Origin of the sequence: Streptomyces dioscori (assembly GCF_003024195.1) — a bacterium.
GTDB classification, from domain to species: domain Bacteria; phylum Actinomycetota; class Actinomycetes; order Streptomycetales; family Streptomycetaceae; genus Streptomyces; species Streptomyces dioscori.
On the sequence record NZ_KZ679038.1, the window covers coordinates 427,795 to 447,372 of the forward strand.

The 19,578-nt window shown below is 69.7% G+C and carries 15 protein-coding genes; 9 read left to right on the forward strand and 6 right to left on the reverse strand.

The window, feature by feature from the left end; all coding sequences use genetic code 11:
• Positions 1-20: 20 nt before the first annotated feature.
• Genes C6Y14_RS01790 through C6Y14_RS01800 form a run of 3 tightly spaced genes read left to right on the forward strand, consistent with a single transcriptional unit; the run spans position 21 to position 4,818 of the window.
• Positions 21-998 (forward strand): aliphatic sulfonate ABC transporter substrate-binding protein, encoded by a 978-nt coding sequence (locus C6Y14_RS01790; protein ID WP_107014624.1) that lies wholly within the window; start codon positions 21-23, stop codon positions 996-998.
• Positions 995-2,476, forward strand: coding sequence for a sulfatase-like hydrolase/transferase (locus tag C6Y14_RS01795; protein ID WP_107014625.1), 1,482 nt, complete (start codon positions 995-997; stop codon positions 2,474-2,476). Before C6Y14_RS01790 ends, C6Y14_RS01795 begins: the two co-directional genes overlap by 4 nt.
• Before the next feature lie 14 nt (positions 2,477-2,490).
• Entirely contained in the window at positions 2,491-4,818 is a 2,328-nt protein-coding gene (locus C6Y14_RS01800) for a family 43 glycosylhydrolase (RefSeq protein WP_107015137.1), read from the forward strand.
• Between the two features lie 44 nt (positions 4,819-4,862).
• Here the strand turns inward: C6Y14_RS01800 and C6Y14_RS01805 are convergent, their stop codons facing one another.
• The 6 genes from C6Y14_RS01805 to C6Y14_RS01830 all read right to left on the reverse strand — a co-directional run bounded on the left by C6Y14_RS01805 (position 4,863) and on the right by C6Y14_RS01830 (position 12,574).
• Positions 4,863-5,855, reverse strand: a complete 993-nt coding sequence (locus tag C6Y14_RS01805; protein ID WP_107014626.1) for an oligopeptide/dipeptide ABC transporter ATP-binding protein — start codon at positions 5,853-5,855, stop codon at positions 4,863-4,865.
• Positions 5,852-6,838 (reverse strand): ABC transporter ATP-binding protein, encoded by a 987-nt coding sequence (locus C6Y14_RS01810; protein WP_107014627.1) that lies wholly within the window; start codon positions 6,836-6,838, stop codon positions 5,852-5,854. The genes C6Y14_RS01805 and C6Y14_RS01810 overlap by 4 nt, the downstream gene beginning before the upstream one ends.
• Entirely contained in the window at positions 6,835-7,722 is an 888-nt protein-coding gene (locus C6Y14_RS01815; RefSeq protein WP_107014628.1) for an ABC transporter permease, read from the reverse strand. Before C6Y14_RS01815 ends, C6Y14_RS01810 begins: the two co-directional genes overlap by 4 nt.
• Complete coding sequence (locus C6Y14_RS01820) at positions 7,719-8,648, reverse strand: ABC transporter permease (protein WP_107014629.1); 930 nt, start codon at positions 8,646-8,648, stop codon at positions 7,719-7,721. Before C6Y14_RS01820 ends, C6Y14_RS01815 begins: the two co-directional genes overlap by 4 nt.
• A 49-nt stretch (positions 8,649-8,697) precedes the next feature.
• Positions 8,698-10,251 carry an ABC transporter substrate-binding protein gene (locus C6Y14_RS01825; protein ID WP_107014630.1) on the reverse strand — a complete coding sequence of 518 codons (1,554 nt, stop codon included), beginning with the start codon at positions 10,249-10,251 and terminating at the stop codon, positions 8,698-8,700.
• Between the two features lie 175 nt (positions 10,252-10,426).
• Positions 10,427-12,574 (reverse strand): S9 family peptidase, encoded by a 2,148-nt coding sequence (locus C6Y14_RS01830; protein ID WP_107014631.1) that lies wholly within the window; start codon positions 12,572-12,574, stop codon positions 10,427-10,429.
• A 67-nt stretch (positions 12,575-12,641) separates the two neighbouring features.
• Between C6Y14_RS01830 and C6Y14_RS01835 the strand changes: the two genes are divergently transcribed.
• The 6 genes from C6Y14_RS01835 to C6Y14_RS01860 all read left to right on the forward strand — a co-directional run bounded on the left by C6Y14_RS01835 (position 12,642) and on the right by C6Y14_RS01860 (position 19,565).
• On the forward strand, positions 12,642-14,057 hold the full coding sequence (locus tag C6Y14_RS01835; protein ID WP_107015138.1) for an acyclic terpene utilization AtuA family protein: 1,416 nt from the start codon (positions 12,642-12,644) through the stop codon (positions 14,055-14,057).
• A complete protein-coding gene (locus C6Y14_RS01840; RefSeq protein WP_199854594.1) occupies positions 14,058-14,498 on the forward strand; it encodes an AtuA-related protein in 441 nt (146 codons plus the stop codon).
• 13 nt (positions 14,499-14,511) lie between these two features.
• Complete coding sequence (locus tag C6Y14_RS01845; protein WP_199854595.1) at positions 14,512-15,744, forward strand: metal-dependent hydrolase family protein; 1,233 nt, start codon at positions 14,512-14,514, stop codon at positions 15,742-15,744.
• A gap of 94 nt (positions 15,745-15,838) precedes the next feature.
• Positions 15,839-17,305 carry an aldehyde dehydrogenase family protein gene (locus tag C6Y14_RS01850; protein WP_107014633.1) on the forward strand — a complete coding sequence of 489 codons (1,467 nt, stop codon included), beginning with the start codon at positions 15,839-15,841 and terminating at the stop codon, positions 17,303-17,305.
• Positions 17,296-18,606, forward strand: coding sequence for a diaminopimelate decarboxylase (gene lysA, locus C6Y14_RS01855; protein ID WP_225890834.1), 1,311 nt, complete (start codon positions 17,296-17,298; stop codon positions 18,604-18,606). Before C6Y14_RS01850 ends, lysA begins: the two co-directional genes overlap by 10 nt.
• 101 nt (positions 18,607-18,707) lie before the next feature.
• Entirely contained in the window at positions 18,708-19,565 is an 858-nt protein-coding gene (locus C6Y14_RS01860) for a hypothetical protein (protein WP_225890835.1), read from the forward strand.
• Positions 19,566-19,578 lie beyond the last annotated feature (13 nt).

Consider the following 19,578-nt stretch of genomic DNA (forward strand, 5'->3'; position numbering starts at 1 on the left):
GAAACGAAAGGCTCGACGCCATGAGCATGTCCCGCCGCACCCTTCTCACCTCACTCTCCGCCACAGCTCTCGCGCTCTCCGTGTCCGCCTGCTCCTCGGACGACGGTGACAGTGGGGGTGCTACCAAGATCCGGTTCGGGTACATCGCCGACTACAACGGGGCCAGTCTGCTGGCCATCGCCGATGACCAGGGGCTGTGGAAGAAGCACGGGCTGTCCGCCTCGTACAAGACGTTCGTCAATGGGCCCATTCAGATTCAGGCGCTGGGCAGTGGGGATCTCGACTACGGGTACATCGGTCCCGGCGCGTTGTGGCTGCCCGCCTCCGGGAAGGCCCGGGTCGTCGCGATCGACACGCTGACCTATGCCGACCGTGTGATCGCCAAGCCGGGGATCACCTCGATCGCCGGGCTGAAGGGCAAGAAGGTCGGCGTGCCGGAAGGGACGTCCGGCGAGATGATCCTGCAACTCGCCCTGCGCGAGGCCGGGATAACGATGGACGACATCAATAGGGTCGCCATGGACGCGCCGACCATCGTCTCGGCCTTCTCCTCCGGGCAGATCGACGGGGCCGGTATCAACTATCCGCTCATCGACACCATCAAGCAGAAGGTGCCGGACCTGGTCGAGGTGGCGAGCACCGAGGACATCGGCGGTTCGTTCCCCACGGCGTTCGTGACCGGCGGGAAGAAGGGGCCCGCCGAGGCGAAGGTCGTCAAGGTGCTCCAGGAGGCGAACGACTGGCGTGCCGCGCACCCGAAGGAGTCGGTCGCGCTCACCGCCGCACTCCTGAAGGTGCCGGAGGACAAGGTGACGGCGGACGCGAGTCACGTCCAGACGCTGACGACCGCCGAACTCGTCGCGAAGACGAAGGACGGCACGGTCGGTGAGTGGCTGGACGGCATGAGCGACTTCTTCGTGAGCACCGGCCAGTTGAAGGAGGCCCCGGCCGCGACCTCCTTCTACGCGGGCGACGTCTACACGAAGGCCGCCGCGTGAACCTCCTCTTCCTGATGACCGACCAGCACCGCGTGGACACGCTGGGCTGTTACGGCAATCCGCAGGTCGCGACCCCGAACCTGGACCGGCTCGCCGCCACCGGCACCCGCTTCGACCGCTTCTACACACCCACCGCGATCTGCACCCCGGCCCGGGCGAGTCTGCTCACCGGCCAGGCCCCCTTCCGGCACAAGCTGCTCGCCAACCACGAGCGCAACGTCGGCTATCTGGAGGACCTGGCCGAGGACGCGTTCACCTTTCCCGCCGCGCTCGCCGAACGCGACTACCAGCTGGGTCTGGTCGGCAAGTGGCACGTCGGCACCCACCGCAACGCCGCCTCGTACGGCTTCGAGGGGCCCGACCTGCCAGGCTGGCACAACCCCGTCGACCACCCCGACTACCTCGCCTATCTGAAGGAACGGGACCTGCCCCCGTACCGCATCACCGATCCGGTGCGCGGGACCACACCCAACGGCAATCCGGGCAACCTCCTCGCCGCGCGCCTCCAGCAGCCGGTGGAGGCGACCTTCGAGTACTACCTGGCGACCCGTGCCATCGAACTCCTGGAGAAGTACGCGGCCGACGGCCGGCCCTTCTACCTGGCCACCCATTTCTTCGGCCCGCATCTGCCCTATCTGCTGCCGGACTCCTACTACGACCTCTACGACCCGGAACTCGTCGAACTGCCCGCGTCGATCGCGGAGACCTTCGAGGGGAAACCGCCCGTGCAGCGCAACTACAGCGCGCACTGGACGTTCGACACCATGCCGCTCGAAGTCACCCGCAAACTCATCGCCGTCTACTGGGGTTACGTCACCCTCGTAGACGAGCAGGTCGGGCGCATCCTCACCCGGCTCGACGAACTCGGCCTGGAGGACGACACGTCGGTCTTCTTCACCGCCGACCACGGCGAGTTCACCGGCGCCCACCGGCTGCACGACAAGGGTCCGGCGATGTACGAGGACATCTACCGCATCCCCGGAATCGTCCGAGTTCCTGGTCAAAAGCCGCAGGTGCGGCGGGAGTTCGTCAGTCTCACCGACTGTACGGCGACCATCCTCGAACTGGCCGGCTGCGACCCGGAGCCGGCCACCGACAGCCGCAGTCTGCTGCCGCTGGTGTGCGGCGAACACCCGGACTGGCCCGAGGAGTTGCTCGCCGAGTTCCACGGCCACCACTTCCCGTACCCCCAGCGTATGCTGCGCGACAGCCGCTACAAGCTGGTCGTCAATCCCGACTCCGTCAACGAGCTGTACGACCTCGAAAGCGACCCGCACGAGCTCAGCAACCGCTACCCGGATCCCGAACTGGAGTCCGTGCGGCTGCGTCTGATGCGGCGTCTGTACGACCTGCTGCGGGAGCGCGGCGACAACTTCCACCACTGGATGACGTCCATGTACGACATCGGCGCCTCCGACTACGACCCGACCCTGAGCTCCTTCGAATCCCCTTCGAGCAGTGAGGTCTCACCCCCGTGAACCGAGCGCATCACGTGAACCGCAGGAACCGAGGAGCCAGTCGCACCGGGCAGGTCGTCGCCGTACTCGCCGGCCTCCTGCTCGCGGTCCTGCCGCCGACCGGGAACGCCACGGCCTCCCCCGCACGGGCGTCCACGTACACCAACCCGGTGACGGCCGGCACGGTCGACACCTTTCCCGACCCGGCGGTGATCCGCGGCAAGGACGGCTACTGGTACGCCTACGGCACCCAGAACCCCGTCTTCCAGACCCAGGGCCAGACCGCCGAACGCATGCTGCCGATCCTGAAGTCGGCCGACCTCACGCACTGGACGTACGCGGGCGAGGTGTTCACCCCGCGGACCCAGCCCGCCTGGCACGGCGGCTCCCGGCTGTGGGCACCCGACATCCGTTACACGAACGGCCACTACAACCTCTTCTACTCGGTGCCGAACCAGGACACCGTCGGGGTGGCCACCGCGCCCACGCCGACCGGGCCCTGGACCGACGCGGGTGCCGTGCTGCCGGCGGACAGCGGCTGCGCGACCGGTGACATCGACCAGGCGCAGTTCACCGACGTGGGCGGACAGCCGTACCTGTACTGGGGCAGCTACGACACCATCTGCGTGGCGCGTATGAACGGCAACCGCACGCGGGTCGAAGGAACGGTCACCGAGGTCGCCCAGGGGCGGCGCATGGAGGGCGGTTTCGTCGTCCGCCGTGACGGTTTCTACTACCTCTTCTACTCGGACGCGGGCTGCTGCGACGGCGCGTACAGCGGCTACCAGGTCAAGGTGGGCCGCTCCACCAGCCCGACCGGGCCCTTCACCGACGACCTCGGTGTCGACCTGATGTCCCCCGTCAGCAAGGGCGGCATCGTGGTCGGTTCGAGCGACCGCTGGATCGGCCCCGGCCACAACGCGCTGCAGACCGACCTGTCCGGGCAGGACTGGCTCGTCTACCACGCGATACCCGCCGACGACCCCGACCTCGACCTCGTACCGGGCATCGACCGCACCCTCAGCAGGCGTCCGATGCTGGTCGACCGGCTCGACTGGATCGACGGCTGGCCCGTCGTCCGGGCCGGCGCCGGCCCCTCCTCCGACGGCACCGAGGTTCCCGTCACCACCTGGAAGGCGGGCGGCACCTTCAACGGCGGCTCACTGGACGGCTGGCAGGCGCAGGGCTCCGGTACGAAGGCCTGGGCGACGGCCGCCGAACAGGACCCCGGCACCTTCGTCACCCACTCCGGCAGCGCCACCGACCCGGCCTTCCTCGTCACCTCCGGCAACGCTCCCGCCCGGGTACGCGCCGAAGCCGATCTCCGGGTCACCTCGGCGGGCGGGTCGGCCGGTCTGGTCCTCGCCTACAAGAACCCCGCGAACCATGTAGTGGCCTGGCTCGACCGCACCCGCAATGCCCTGGTCACCGACGTACGGGTGAACGGTGTCAGCGCAGGGCAGCAGGTGACCGCGCTCCCGTCCGGCTACCAGTGGGGCGCCTGGCGCAACGTGGCGGCCGAACTGCGCGGCAACCGCCTCACCGTCGAGGTGAGCGCGGACCGGCTGCACGACGCCGTGGCCACCCAGACGCGTACCGTACCGGCGGCTGCCGCGCGGGCCGGGAAGGTCGGCACCGCAGCCCTCGGGAGCGGAGCGACCGCCGACAACGTGGGCGCCGCGAAACTGTACGAGCCCGTCACGCGGCGCGTCACCGATCCACGGCCCGGTGCGCGACTGCGCTCCTACAGCGACGAGTTCGACTCCACCACCCTGTCCTCCGACTGGAGCTGGGTCCGGGGCCCGGCCGCCGGTGCGACGACCGGCGAGGGCGTCCTGTCCTGGCCGACGCAGAACGCAGAACTGCATCTCGGCACCAACACCGCGTCGGTCCTCACCCGCCCCGCACCGGCCGGTGACTTCACGGTCGAGACCAAGCTCGATCTGGCGAACGGTCCGGGCAATCAGCAGGCCGGGCTGGTGCTGTACGGGAGCGACGACCGGTACTTCAAGCTGGTGCACTCGGTGCTGCCGCTGAGCCACACCGCGGGGAAGGTCACCCACGTCACCGAGTTCGCGAAGGAGGGCGCCCGGCCCACGACCACACCGCCGACCGCCGTGGCCTACGGCCCGATGTTCGGCGGGCCACCGGCGCGGACACTCTGGATGCGACTGGCGTACCACGCCGACGAGGCGGGAGGTGAGCACGAGGTACGGGCCGCCACCAGCACCGACGGCGTGCACTGGACCTGGACCGGCGTGTGGGCCCTGCCCGACGAACAGGCCCTGCGGATCGGCCTGGTATCGCTCAACACGGCCGGGGCGACGGCACGCTTCGACTACGTACGCACCTATCGCGGCTGAGACGGCGACCGGCGCGGCGGCCGACACGGAAGTGGTGCGCATCCCTAGTTCCTGGGGGTGGTGTCGGCCGTCGCCCGGTGGCTCGATGACGCGTGGATGCAGGCGGTGCGGTGCGATCCGTCGTGGATGAAGGGCGGCGGGGCCTTCGCGCAGGCGGCCTCGGCCTCGGGGCATCTGGGCCGGAAGGGACAGCCCGTGATCAGGTCGAGGGCGCCGGACGGTTCGCCCTCCAGCGCCGGGGGACGCGGTTCGGTGCTCCGACGCCGCAGATCGGGCGCGGCCCGCAAGAGAGCCTGCGTGTACGGGTGTTGAGCCCCGGTGAAGATCGTGTCGGCCGTGCCTTCCTCCACCACCCGGCCCGCGTACATCACCGCGACCCGGTCGCAGAGCGTGCGGATGATGCCGAGGTCGTGGGAGATGAAGACGATCGTCAGGCCGAGTTCGGCGCGCAGATCGGCCAGCAGGTTGACCACGGTGGCCTGGGCGGACACGTCGAGGGCGGACACCGCCTCGTCGGCGACCAGCACGTCGGGTCGGACCGCCAGGGCCCGTGCGATGGCGACGCGCTGGCGCTGGCCCCCGGAGAGTTCACGCGGTCGCGCGTCCAGGACGCGCGTCGGCAGGTTCACCATCTCCATGAGGGAGTTCAGCGCGGAGGTCATTCCGGCGTCCGGGACGAGGTCGTGGCAGTCGATGAGTTCGGCCAGTACGGAGCGGACCCGCCGTCGGGGGTTGAGCGAGGCGACCGGGTCCTGGAAGACCATCTGGATGCGGCGGCGCAGCTCCTTCGACCTGCGGACTCCCATGTCCTGGCCGTCGTAGCGGACCTGTCCAGCGGTCGGCTCCGTCAGCCCGACGAGGACACCGGCCAGGGTCGACTTGCCGCAGCCGGACTCGCCGACCACACCGAGACACTCGGAGCGTTCGACGGTGAGACTGACTCCGTCGACGGCCCGTAGCGTCGTGGGCAGCACGGACCTGTGCGTCCTGACCTTGAAGTGGACGGCGATGTCGTCCAGTTCGACGAGGGCGCTCATGGCTGTTCTCCAGCGTTCGTGACTGGCTGCCGCACACACGCCGTGTCCCGGTGCGGGCCGATGGCCAGCAGCGGAGGGTCCGCTTCTAGGCAGACATCCGCCACGTAGGGACAGCGAGGGGCGAAGCGACAGCCGGGGGGCAGCAGTCCGGCGGTGGGCGGGGATCCGCTGATGGTCTTCAACCGCGTGGGCGGGCCGTGCAGTTGGGGCATCGAGTCGATCAGTGCCCGGGTGTAGGGGTGGTTCGGGTTGTCGACCAGGTCGTGGGTGGGGCCTTGTTCGACGATGCGGCCCGCGTACATCACGGCGGTGCGGCCGGCGATACGGGAGATGACCGAGAGGTCGTGGCTGACGAAGATCAGGGCCAGCCCGCGTTCGGCCCGCAGCCGCTCGACGAGGGTCAGGATCTGGTCCTGGACCGTGGTGTCCAGCGCGGTCGTCGGCTCGTCGCACAGGAGCAGCGAGGGTTCCACCGACAGAGCCATCGCGATCATCACGCGTTGGCGCTGCCCCCCGGAGAGCTGGTGCGGCCATGCGCGGGCCCGTTGCTCCGGGTGCGGCACACCCACTTCGGCCAGGAGTTGCAGGGCCCGGTCGGCGGCGGCCCGACGGGACATGCCGAGGGCCCGGGGGCCGGCGGCGACGAGGTCGCCGATGCGCATGGTCGGGTTCAGCGAGCTCATGGGCTCCTGGAAGATCATGGAGACGCCGTGCCCGCGCAGCTCACGCGGTGCGACGGACCGCAGCCCCTCGCCCGCCCTCCGCTGGAACCGTGTGCTCCCCCGGGTCTGCTTCAGCGCGGGCGGCAGCAGCCCGAGCACGGAACGCAGGGTGAGGCTCTTGCCGGATCCGGACTCACCCACGATCCCGAGGCAGCCACCGGCGTCGACGTGCAGGGACACGTCGTCCACGAGGGTGACTCCGCCCTGTGCCGCGGCGATCGACAGGTTCTCGATCTCGATCACGCGTTCCGTACGGGTCATGACTTGATCCGATCGTCCAGGCCGTCCCCGATCAGGGCCAGGCCCATGCCGATCAGGGCGATCGCCGCTCCGGGGGCCGCGATCAACCACCAGTTGGTCTGGATGACGCCGCGGCCCGACTGGATCATCGAGCCCCACTCAGGGGTCCCCACGGGGATGCCGACGCCCAGGAAGGACAGGGTCGAGATCGCGACGACGGCCAGCCCGACGTCGACGAAGAAGTAGACGATGCTCTGCCCGATGGCGTTCGGCACGATGTGCCAGGCGATCACCCGCCGACGGGGCAGGCCGCCCAGCCGCGCTGCCCGGATGTAGTCCATGGAGCGCACCCTGCGCACCTCGCTGCGCAGCAGTCGGGCGTACACGACCCAGGAGATGACCGTGAAGCCGATGATGAGCGGCAGTTCGCCGGGTCCCAGGAACAGGAAGCCGGTGCCGGGGCCGAGCAGGCCGACCAGGGCGATGAAGAAGATGAACAGCGGGAGCGAGACGACGATGTCGGAGGTGCGCATGATCGCCGCGTCCAGCCACTTGCTGCCGAGGCCCGCCGCGATGCCGATCAGGCTGCCCAGGACCGCGGGGATGAGGGAGCCGAGCACCGCCACGCGCAGGTCGATCCGGATCGCGTAGACGAGCCGGGTCCATTCGTCGCGGCCGAGCTGGTCGGTGCCGAGAACATGGGCCCGGGAGGGCGGGGCGAGCCGGTTCAGCAGGTCCTGCTCGGCGGGGTGTCCGCTGGTGATGAGCGGTGCGAAGAGCGCGGCCAGGACGAAGAGGCCGACGATGACCGCGCCGACGGCCAGCTTGCCGTCGCCGCGTCGGCGCAGCCGGCGTGAGGGCGTGGTGGAGGGTGCGGCGTCCTCGATGACAGGCGTGTCGATCATGTCCTCGCCGTCCTCGGGTCGAGCAGCGAGACGGCGGTCTCGCCCAGGATGTTGGCCAGTACGACCCCGGTGGCGAACAGCAGCGTGATGCCCTGGACCGTGTAGACGTCGCGTTTGGCGGACGCCTCGACCAGTGCGCTGCCCAGGCCGGCGATGTTGAAGGTGGCTTCGAGGATGACGACTCCGAAGAAGAGGTAGCCGACGTTGAGTGCGAGGAGGGTGAGGACCGGGCCCAGTGCGTTGCGCAGCACGTGGCGGACGATCAGGGTGGGGCCGCCGACGCCCAGGGACCTGGCGACCGCGATGTACTCGGAGTCGAGCACGTCGATCAGGCTGGACCGCAGGCTCCGTACCAGGACGGGCGTGAGGATGATCGCTCCGGTCACGGAGGGCAGGACCAGCGAGCGGAGCAGTTCCGCCGGGCTCGATCCCAGGTCCGCGACGGGGAACCAGCCGGTGGGGATGGCCACCAGTCTGATGAGCAGGAAGCCGACCCAGAACGCCGGCAGGAACAGGGCCAGGAGGACGCCGAGCCTGATCACGTGGTCGACGGGGCGGTCCCTGAACCAGGCGGCGGTCCAGGCGAGGACGAGTGAGGTCGTGACCGCGAGCACCAGGGTGCCGAGCAGGAGCCACAGGGTGTCTCCGATGCGCCGGCCGATGATGTCGCTGACGCTCTGTCCGTCGATCGACGTCCCGAAGTCGCCGTGCAGGACCCTGGTGACGTAGTCCAGGTACTGGTGCGGGAGGCTGCGGTCGAGGCCCAGTTGGTGGCGCAGTTCGCTCACCGCCTCGGGCGAGGCACGTGGTCCGAGGCGCAGTCTGGCCGCGTCGCCGGGTGCGATCTGGGTCAGCACGAACACGACCAGCGTGACCGCGAGCAGGACGAGCACCAGCTGGATCAGCCGGGCGAGCACCGTTCTCATCGCTACCACGAAACTCCCTCCCTTCCTTGGAGAGTGCCGGACACGACTGTCAGCTCCTGATGTTCAACTCATCCGCGCAGTACGCCTGGTAGGGCGCGGCGACGAAGCCCTGCACCCGGTCGGCGACCGCGTCGAGCGCGTTGGGCACGGCCAGCGGAAGCACGGCGTGGCTCGCGTTGGCGGTGGCTTCGAAGTCCTGCACGGCGGCGCTCACTTCGGATGTGTCGCTCGCCGCGTGGACGGCGGCCAGGGCCTTGTTCGCCGGGCCGGGGTCGGACTGGGAGAACACGACGCCGGTCGCCCCGAGGAAGCCGAGGGGGTCGATGGGGGTGGGTGCGAGTGCGCTGTAGGTGACCATGCCGAGCTGGAAGGAGCCCTTGCCCAGATCGTCGATCAGGGAGCTGGTCGGGAGCGGGCTGACGGTGGCCTTGATGCCTGCCTCGGCCAGCATCGGGGTCAGGGCCTGGGCCGCGAGTTTTCCGGGGCCGCCGTCGCTGGGCACGATCAGCTCGATGGTCCGGCCGTCGTAGTCGGATGCGTCGACCAGCTTCTTCGCGGCCTTCACGTCGGTGGTGGACCAGGTGCACTTGGGGCATTTGGTGACGCCGGGGACCTGTTGCGGCAGCAGTGAGGTGGCCACGCCGGCCTCGCCGACGTAGCCGCCGCGGACGAGCTTGCGGTAGTCGACGGCCAGCGCGATCGCCTTCCTGAGGCGGACGTCGGCCAGGGGCCCGGACTTCGTGTTCATGGTGAGGACACTGACGCCGGTGGACGGCGCACGGACGATGTTGTTCTTGGGGTACTGGGCGGCCGCTTCGAGTTCCACGCCGTTGACGACGTCGAGGGAACCGCTCTGGAACTGCAGGAGTTGCTGTCCCCCGTCGGCGACGACCTTGTAGTCGACCTTGTCGAGGTAGGGCAGGCCGGTCCGGTAGTAGTGCGGGTTGCGGGTGAGGGCGATGGACCGTCCCACGGTCTCGCCGCTGATCACGAAGGGCCCTGCCCCGACGGGTTTCTTCCAGTACGCGGCGGCGCTCCGGCCGCCGTACTTGTCGGGGAAGATCGCGGCGTTGGCGGTCGACAGGACGGCGGGGAGCGTCTCGTCCGGTTCGGAGAGGTGGAAGACGACGGTGTTCCTGGACGGTGTGTCCACGGACTTGATGGAGGAGAAGTAGCTGCCGTACAGCTCTCCCTTGCTCCACAGGCCTTCCGAGAACTTGACGTCCGCGGACGTGACGGGTCTGCCGTCACTGAACTTGGCGTCCGGGCTCAGGGTGAACTTCAGCGTCCTGGCCTTGGGATCGGCCTTGTAGGAGGAGGCCAGGGCCGGCTGGAGGGTCTTGCCGTCGGGCGTGGAGCGCAGGAGCGAGGCGTAGACCTGAGGGAAGACCCGGTAGCTCTGGGTCGCGAGCGCCTTCTGGGGGTTCCAGGTGTCGATCGCGCTGCTGAGCGACATGGAGAGCGAGCCGCCCCGTTTCGCGGGCGAAGAGGCGGTTCCGGAGGCGGCCGAGTCCGTACCGCCGGAGCTGCATCCGCTGAGGAGGAGCGCCGTGGCCATCAGCGCCGTACCGCACGCGGTGGTCCCGGCCGTCGACTTGCGCATAACTTCCCTCGCAGTTTCGTAAGTTATCTACCAAGTGACGTTCTCAATCTACGCCGGGTTCCGTCACTCGTCTAGGTGGCTGGAAAAAGCGGGTGCCGGCAGGGCGGACTTCTCATGAACATCTATCGTCCGACCTGCGGTTTTCCGCACGGCCCGTAGCTTCGGGGTCGGCATGTCAGCCGTCCGCGTCGCCCCGCCGGGCCTGATCGCACCCCTGCACATGCCGCACCATCCAGTCGACGAGTGCCTCGTTCTGCGCCCGTCGGGACGGCACGGGCCCCGAGATCGCCCCTTCGTGGGAGGCGTCCGGCAGCATCAGCAGCTCGGCGACGCAACCGGCCCGCCGCAGCACCGAGTAGAACTGCTTGCTCTGCTCGGGCGGGCACCGGTGGTCGGCCTCGCCCTGGATCAGCAGGGTCGGCGTCGTGCAGGTGTGGGCCGTGGCGATCGGCGACAGCCGCCGGTAGCGCTCGAAGTCGCTCTGCGGCAGCGCGTCCAGCACGGCGGGCAGGAAACTGAGCCCTACATCGCTGGTCCCGTACATGCTCCAGAAGTTCGTCACGGGATTCTCGATCACGGCGGCCTTGAACCGGTCGGTGTGACCGACGATCCAGCTGGACATGTAGCCGCCGTACGACAGCCCGGAGACCCCCAGCCGGTCCGGATCGGCCCAGCCCTCGTCCACTGTGAGGTCCACCGCGGCCATCAGGTCGTGGAAGTCCTTGTTGCCCCAGTCGCCGATGATGGCGTCGGCGAAGTCCGTGCCGTAGCCGCGCGAGCCGCGGGGGTTCACCATGAGCACCCCGAACCCGGCGCCGCACAGGACATGGGCGTCCGTGACGTAGGCCTCGCCGTAGGCGGATCGGGGGCCGCCGTGAATGAGCAGGACGGTCGGCAGCGCACCGACGGCGTTCGCGGGCCGCAGCAGTTTGGCCTGGACCGTCGCGCCGTTCCCGATGGGTACGCGGAAGGTGGTGACCGTGCACGGCACGGTGCGGGACCGGTTGTGGGTGGCGGTGTCGGTGACGCGTACGTCGTCGCCCGTGTCCAGGTCGCGGAGCCACAGGTCGGGCGGGCCGGTGAGAGTGCCGTAGCCGTACAGCAGGCGCTGCCCGGCGACCGCCAACGGGTAGAAGCAGCCCGTGCCGGCCAGCACCGGATCGGCCTTCGGCTCGCCGTCCAGCGCGACGCGGTGCACTTCCAGGCGGTCCTCGACCTGTACGCGCAGTACGGCGTCCCCCGCATGCAGGAGCAGCCTCGTGTCGGGGTCCATGAACGGAACAGCTATGTCGCCCAGGACGTCGCCGTTGAGATCGAGGTCCAGGCCTGCGGCGCGGTCGGTCGACTGCCAGGGCGCGGGGTCCGCGTCCGTACCGTCGACGGCCCGCAGAGTCCACAACTGCCCCACGGAGTGCGGCTTGGCGCCGGACGACGTCACCGCGATCCGTCCGTCGTCCAGTGCCCGCACGGAGAAGACGTCGAGCGCGCGCAGGTGTTCGACAGGGGTGGCGTCGGCCCCGTCGGCGGCGACCGAGCGGACGGCGGCGACGCTCTGCTGCCACTGGTCGGGCCCGAGCCCCGCACGGTAGGCGATCCGCCAGGGGGACGGCCGGCCGTCCCCGTCGCCGTCGGCCCCCGAGGGCGGCAACCACGTGGGCTGGCTGTTGACCCACTCGTCGTCCGTGAGCCGCGTGTGCGTCCCCGTGCCGAGGTCGAAGACGAAGATGTCCGCGGTGGCGTCGTCGACGAGGCCGAGCCCGTCCACCCAGCCGATCACACGGGTGATCCGGTACGGCGCCCCGGGCACGCGTGTGCGCCGCGTCGCCGCGTAGGCGATACGGCGGCCGTCGGGACTCCACGCCGGCCGTCCGAAGACCGAGCGGTCCGGCGCCTCCGGGTCGACGAGCACCTCGAACGCGAAGTCGGGCGCGTCGGCGGGACGGACGAGGACGATGCGCGTGACCGGCCCGTCCTGCGAGAGGAACGCCAGACGGCTGCCGTCCGGCGAGAACAGGGGGGTGTGGCCGCCCTCGCCGAACGCGACGGTGACGGAGGGCGCGTCGGCGGAGGAGGCGGAGGAGGCGGAGAGGGCTGAGGGGGCGGCGCCCTGCGCCACTTCGCTCAGGTGCAGAGTGCGCCGCTCGGTGTCCCCCTCGATACGGGACGAGGCCCACGCGACGAGCGTGCCGTCCGGGCTCAGGTCGGCACTGTGCAGCAGCTCCATCGCCTCGACGGCCTGAATGTCGACGGCGTGGGTGTCGACGGCCTGGGTGTCGACGGCCTGGGTGCTCGCCCGGTCGGATCCGGTGTCGGTCGGGGGCATGACTGCTCCTCGGGTCGAAGTTCGTAAAAATATTACCAGTTACAAAAAATGTATGTACACTCCGAACATGGTCACTCTTCAGGCCTCAGCCAGTGAGCGGGGCGCCCTGCGCATCGGCTCCGGCGCCGGTTTCGCCGACGACCGCATCGAGCCCGCCGTACAGCTGGTCGAGTCCGGCGACATCCAGTACCTGGTCTTCGAATGCCTGGCCGAACGCTCGGTCGCCCTGGCGGAGTTGGAGCGGCGCCGCGACCCCGCCCGCGGATACAACCCGTGGCTTGCCGACCGCATGACGGCGGTCCTGCCGGAGTGCGCGCGCCGGGGTATCCGCGTCATCACCAACATGGGCGCGGCCAACCCGCGGGCGGCAGGCGCGCTCGTCGCCGAGCTCGCGCGGGCCAGGGGACTGCGTGGACTGTCGGTCGCCGTGGTGACGGGCGACGATGTACTCGATCGCATCCTTGAGCGACCCGATCTCCCGCTCCTGGAGCGTGAGGGAACCGTCGGCTCCCTCGGCGACCGCGTGGTGTCGGCCCACGCCTACCTGGGATGCGAAGGGATCACCCACGCTCTGAGCCAGGGCGCCGATGTAGTGATCACGGGCCGAGTTGCGGACCCTTCGCTCTATATTGCACCCCTTGTCCATGAATTCGGCTGGGACACCAGCGACTGGGACCTGATCGCCAAGGGCGCCTGCGCGGGGCACTTGATGGAGTGCGGGGCCCAGGTCATGGGCGGCTATTTCGCGGACCCTGGCCACAAGGACGTTCCCGGTCTCGCCGATCTGGGGTTTCCGATCGCCGAGGTGCACCCTGACGGGACCTTCACGATCAGCAAGCTGCCGGGGTCGGGCGGCCTGGTGACGCCGGCCACGTGCACGGAACAACTGCTGTACGAAGTGCACGACCCGTCCGCCTATCCGTCGGCCGACGTGGTGGCCGACTTCTCCGAGGTCCGCCTCGACGAGTCCGGTCACGACACCGTGCTGGTCCGAGGAGCGCGCGGGCGGCGACGCCCGGACGACCTGAAGGTCTCCGTCGGCTACCGCGACGGCTTCACCGGGGAGGGTCAGATCTCCTACGCCGGACCCAACGCACTCCCCCGCGCCCGGCTGGCTCTGGACGTCCTGCGAGCGCGCATCGAGAAGCAGGGCATCGCCTCAGGGGCGGCGCGCTACGAACTCATCGGGGTCGACGCGGTCAGCCGTGGCATCGGTCCCGGGACCGGTTCTGCTTGCGATCTCCGCCCCGGCCTCGGCACAGCTGGTCCGGACCGGCTGAACGAGGTCCGTGTCCGGGTCGCCGCCCGGACCGACACCGAGGACGGGGCCCGCCGGATCGCGCACGAGGTGAGCGCGATGTGGCTCAACGGCCCGGCCGGCGGCGGCGGTGTGGTCACGTCCGTCACCGAGCGGATCGCCATCGCCTCGGTCTTCCTGCCCCGCTCCGACGTCACACCGTCGGTCACGTTCGCGGAGGTCTAGATGCTCCTGCACGCACTCGCCCACGCCCGGTCCGGCGACAAGGGAAACGTCTCGGACATCACCGTCATCGCCTACGAGGCACGGGACTTCCCCCTCCTGAGGGGGCTCGTGACCGCCGAGAGGGTTCAGCGGCATCTCGCTGCCTTCCTCGAAGGCGGAGAAGCCGGCGAAGGCGAGGTCCGGCGCTACGAGCTGCCGCATCTGGGCGCGCTGAAGTTCGTCCTCGAAGGCGCGCTCGACGGTGGAGTCACCCGCAGCCTCAGCCTCGACACACACGGCAAATGCCTCGGCTCCCTGCTCCTCGGCATGGACATCGGTGACGACCACGAGCCGGAGTCGGAGTCGGCGCCGGAGCTGAATCCGGAGCCACCGGAGCCACCGGAGCCACCGGATTCGCCTCAGTGGTCGGGGACCAGAACTTCGCACGGCACACGGAGGTAGCACGATGGGTTCGATGGAGCGTCCGGCAAGCCCGCGGCGGGTCCTGTTCCGGGGCGGCCTCGTCGCCGATGGCACAGGCGCGGAGCCGCGGCCCGGGGACGTGGTCGTGGAGGGTGCCCGGATCATCGACGTCGGGACCGGTCTGGACGGCGATGTGGAGGTCGACCTGGCGGGTAAGTCCCTCCTGCCGGGTCTCATCGACTGCCATGTCCACGTGATGATCGGCAGCATCGACACCGTGGACCGGCTGCAGACGCCGTTCTCCTATCCGTTCTTCCAGGCCGCCCGGCATCTGCGTACCCTGCGCCGGATCGGGATCACGCACGCCAGGGACGCGGCGGGGGCCGACCTGGGCGTCAAGGCCGCGCTGGAGGACGGTCTGATCGACGGGCCCCGGCTGCAGATCGCCATCTCCATGCTCAGCCAGACCGGCGGGCACTCGGACGGCTGGCTGGCCTCGGGCAACTGCGTCGAGAACAGGATCGCCCATCCCGGGCGGCCCCGAGGGGTCGTCGACGGCGTCGACGAGATGCGCAAGGCGGTCCGCGAGGTCATCCGGGCCGGCGCCGACGTCATCAAGGTCGCCGCCTCCGGTGGGGTCATGTCGCCGCGCGACAATCCGCACCACGCGCACTTCGGGCTCGACGAACTGACCGTCGCCGTCACCGAGGCACGCGCTGCGGGCCTGCCGGTGATGGCCCATGCCCAGGGCGCCGTCGGCATCAAGAACGCGCTGCGCGCCGGGGTGCGGTCCATCGAGCACGGCATCTTCCTCGACGACGAGGCCATCGAGCTGATGCTCGAACGCGAAGCGTTCCTCGTGCCCACCCTGCTGGCCCCGAAAAGTGTGCTGGAGGCGGCGGCCAACGGCGCCCGGCTGACCGACGCCACGCTCGCCAAGGCCCACGAGGTCGCCGACACCCATCTCGCCTCCTTCAGGAAGGCGTGCGAGGCGGGCGTCACCATCGCCATGGGCACCGACGCCGTCGGGCTCGCTCCGGGCCGCAACCTCGAAGAGCTGGAGCTGATGGCCGCCAACGGGCTGAGCCCGGCGAAGGTGCTGCGCGCCGGCACCCTGGACGCCGCTCGGCTGCTGGGTGTCTCGGACAGGTACGGCAGCATCGAGCCCGGCAAGCGCGCGGACCTGGTCGTCGTGTCCGGCGACGCCTCCGACTTCAGCTGCCTGGCCCACCGGATCGACGCCGTCTACATGGACGGCGCGCTGGTGGAGTCGCGGTCCGGGTGACCGGCCGTCACCCCCACCCACCACAGGACCGACCGGTGTTCGCGGCGGTACCGACCCGCCTTCGAAGTACGAGCAGCACGACAGGAGTTCCCCTATGACCGACCAAGCCGACCGAGCCCACCACCGCGACCGTGCCGAGCGCATCCATCACGTCGTCAACTTCATCGACGGCGCCCGCAGCGAAGCCGCCGGGCGGTCGCCCCTGACCGATCCCCGTACCGGACAGGTCCGCGGCACCGCCGTGGTCTCCCGGGCCGACGAGGTGAATGCCGCCTTCGACGCGGCGGCCTCGGCCTTCGCGGCCTGGCGACACAGCACGCCAGGGGAACGCCAGACAGCGCTGCTCGCCATAGCGGCCGAGATGGAGGAACGGGCGGACGAATTCGTCGCCGCCGAGTGCGGGGAGACCGGCAAGCCGACCGATCTCTTCGGGTCCGAGGAACTGCTGCCCATCATCGACCAGTTGCGGTTCTTCGCGGGCGCCGCTCGCATGCTGGAGGGGCGCGCCGCGGCGGAGTACGTGGCGGGCCACACGTCCATGGTGCGCCGTGAGCCGGTCGGTGTGATCGCCTCGATCGCCCCCTGGAACTACCCGCTGATGACGGCGGTCTGGAAGCTGGCTCCGGCCGTCGCGGCGGGCAACACGGTGGTCTTCAAGCCCGACGCGGCCACGCCGTCCAGCGCGCTGCTGCTCGCCGAGATCTGCGGCCGCCATCTCCCACCGGGCTGCGTGAACCTCGTCTGCGGGGACCGGGAGACGGGCAAGCTGGTGGCCCGGCATCCGCGCGCGGACATGGTGGCGCTCACCGGATCCACCCGTGCCGGCAGCGAGGTGGCCCGCACCGCCGCCCACGACCTGCGCCGCACGCACCTCGAACTGGGCGGCAACGGCCCCGTCCTGGTCTTCGCGGACGCGGACGTAACCCACTGTGCGAAGCTGATCGCCGAGGCGGCCTTCTACAACGCGGGCCAGGACTGCACCGCTCCGTCGCGCGTACTGGCACACGCCGACGTACATGACGAACTCGTACGGGCCCTCGCCGACCACGCCCGGTCGTTCGCGCTCGTGGAGCAGGGGAACGACCGGGACGGCAGGAGCCCACTGATCAGCCGGGCCCAGTTGGAAAGGGTGGCGGGACTCGTCGAACGCCGGCGCGGCACCGCCCTGACAGCCGCGGGCGGGAAGGTGGAGGCCGGTCCTGGCTTCTTCTTCGAGCCGACCGTCATCACCGGGGTCGAGCAGGCGGACGAGATCGTCCAGGAGGAGATCTTCGGCCCCGTGCTGACCGTGCAGAGCTTCACCGACGAAGAGACGGCGATCGCCCTGGCGAACGGCGTACGCCAGGGCCTGGCGTCCAGTGTGTGGACGCGTGACGTGGGCCGCGCCCTCCGTGTCACCGGCGCGCTCGACTTCGGCATCGCCTGGGTGAACACCCATATCACGACGGCCGCCGAGATGCCGCACGGCGGCTTCAAGGAGACCGGCGACGGCAAGGACCTGTCCCTGTACGGCCTGGAGGCCTACACCCGGATCAAGCATGTGATGCTCGCATGGGCGTGAACCCCGACATCCTGGAGCTGTTCCCCGAGGGGACGGCCGTCGATGCGGACCGTGGCCTGACGGTCGGCGGCGTCGCCCTGGCCGAGGTCGCCGACCGGTTCTCGACCCCCGCGTACGTCGTCGACGAGGCGGGCCTGCGCGCCCGGATCCGGCGGTACCAGCAGGCGTTGGGCGCCGGCTGGCCCGACTCGCGGCTCGTGTTCGCCTCCAAGTCCTTTCCGTGCGTGGCCGCGTACCGGCTGATGGCGCAGGCGGGGATCGGCGTGGACGTGGCCGGGCTCGGTGAGCTGGCCGCCGCCCTCCGCGGGGGTGTCGAGGGCCGCAACCTGGTCCTGCACGGCAACGCGAAGACGTCCGCCGAGATCGAGATGGCGGTGGCCGCCGGCGTCGGTCTGGTCGTGGTGGACAACTTCGACGACATCGACCGCCTGGAACACGCGGTGGAACAAGCGGCGCAGCACACGGCGGAGCACACGGCGGCCGGCCGTCAGGACGTCCTCGTGCGCGTGCTGCCCGAGGTGCGTGCGGACACCTACGAGGCGGTGGCCACCGGGCAGAAGGGCTCCAAGTTCGGCCTCCCCCTGGATCAGGTGCCGCGAGCGATCGAGCGCATACGTGCCGGTGCGCACCTGCGCATGGCCGGAGTGCACACGCATGTCGGCAGCCAGATCCTCGACGTGGAGCCGTTCGCCGCGGCGGTCCGGGCCCTCGCCGGCCTCGGGGAGTTCGAGACCTACAACCTCGGCGGCGGCCTGGGCGCGCGCTACACCTACACCGATCACCCGCCCGAACCGGAGGAATGGATCGGCGCCATCATCGACACCGCCCGGCGTCATCTGCCGCATTCCGCGCGGCTGATGATCGAACCGGGCCGCAGTCTGGTGGCCCGCTCCGGAGTGACCCTGTACCGCGTGGTCAACGTCAAACGAGGTGACCGTGTCACCGTCGCCGTGGACGGTGGCATGGCGGACAACATGGAAGTCGCGCTCTACGGGCAGCGGTTCGAGGCCACCCTGGTCGACCGGGTCGGCGGCGGTGAACGCGTCGACATCGTGGGGCGGCACTGCGAGTCGGGCGACCGGATCAGTTCCGGCGTCACCCTGCGCGCACCGCGGGTCGGCGATGTCGTCGCGGTACCCGTGACCGGGGCGTACTGCCACACCATGGCGAACAACTACAACGGGGCGCTCAAGGCACCGGTCGTCTTCTGCGCCGACGGCGAGGCGCGCGAGGTGGTCCGCCGCGAGACCCTCGGCGACTTCTTCGCCCGCGACACCTCGGAGTGGATCGACGGGTCATGACGCGGACGCGCAGGTCCGGGCCGGTCACGACAGCCCCGGCCGGACGGCGACCCGCGATGGTAAAATTCTTACGATCTCGCGATACGGAGTACGCTGGCCGCATGGTGGATACCCCGAAAGATGGCGCGACGAAGTCGACGCGCACGAAGTCGACCGGCCCCAAGCGTCCTCAACGCCGGCACCGCCCCCGCGAGGAGACCCGAGCCATGCTGCTCGACGCGGCGACCAACCTCGCCATCGAGCGGACGCGTCCCGAGTCGGCCAAGCTGCACAATCCTCTCGCGGACATCCGTATCTCCGATGTCCTCGTCGAGGTGAACCGGCGCAATCCCGACGACAAGAAACTCACAACGGGAGCCTTCTACCAGATCTGGCAGGATCAGGCCGCTTTCCAGCGGGAACTGATGAGCCATGTGATGGACGAGATCGCCACGCCCGGGGCAGGGCAGATCCAGGCGCTCGCCTTCGAGCTGGTCGCCGACGGAGAAGCACCGGAGGAGATCTTCCGCCAGATCAGCGAGGCCGACTTCCGGTGGACGAGCGCGTCCCCCGAACTGTTCCTGGCCCTCGGGCTGGGGGCGCTGGCCCCGGTCGACATGGTGCGCGACGCCCAGGCCGGCGCGAACGAACGCTATGTCAACGCGACGGATCATCTGCTGAGCATCCTGCTGCGGTACGCGCGCCGCCGCCTGAAGGCCGATCGCACGATGGAGGACCTGATCTGGGCCATCGAGGCCCTGTCCGTGGGTTATCTGCTGCGTTCGCGCACCCATCCCGACATTCCCAAGCGGACGGACCGTGACGGGTGGACCGTCCAGGCGAGCGCCTATCTCGGTGTGGTCCACGCGTTCAGCGAACCGATTCCCGACGGCACCTCCGACAGCATTTCCGGCGGCATTTCCGTCGGTAATTCCCACGGCGTTCCCGACGGAACGAAAGAACCTGAAAGGCCCCGATGAATTCGGTCAGATC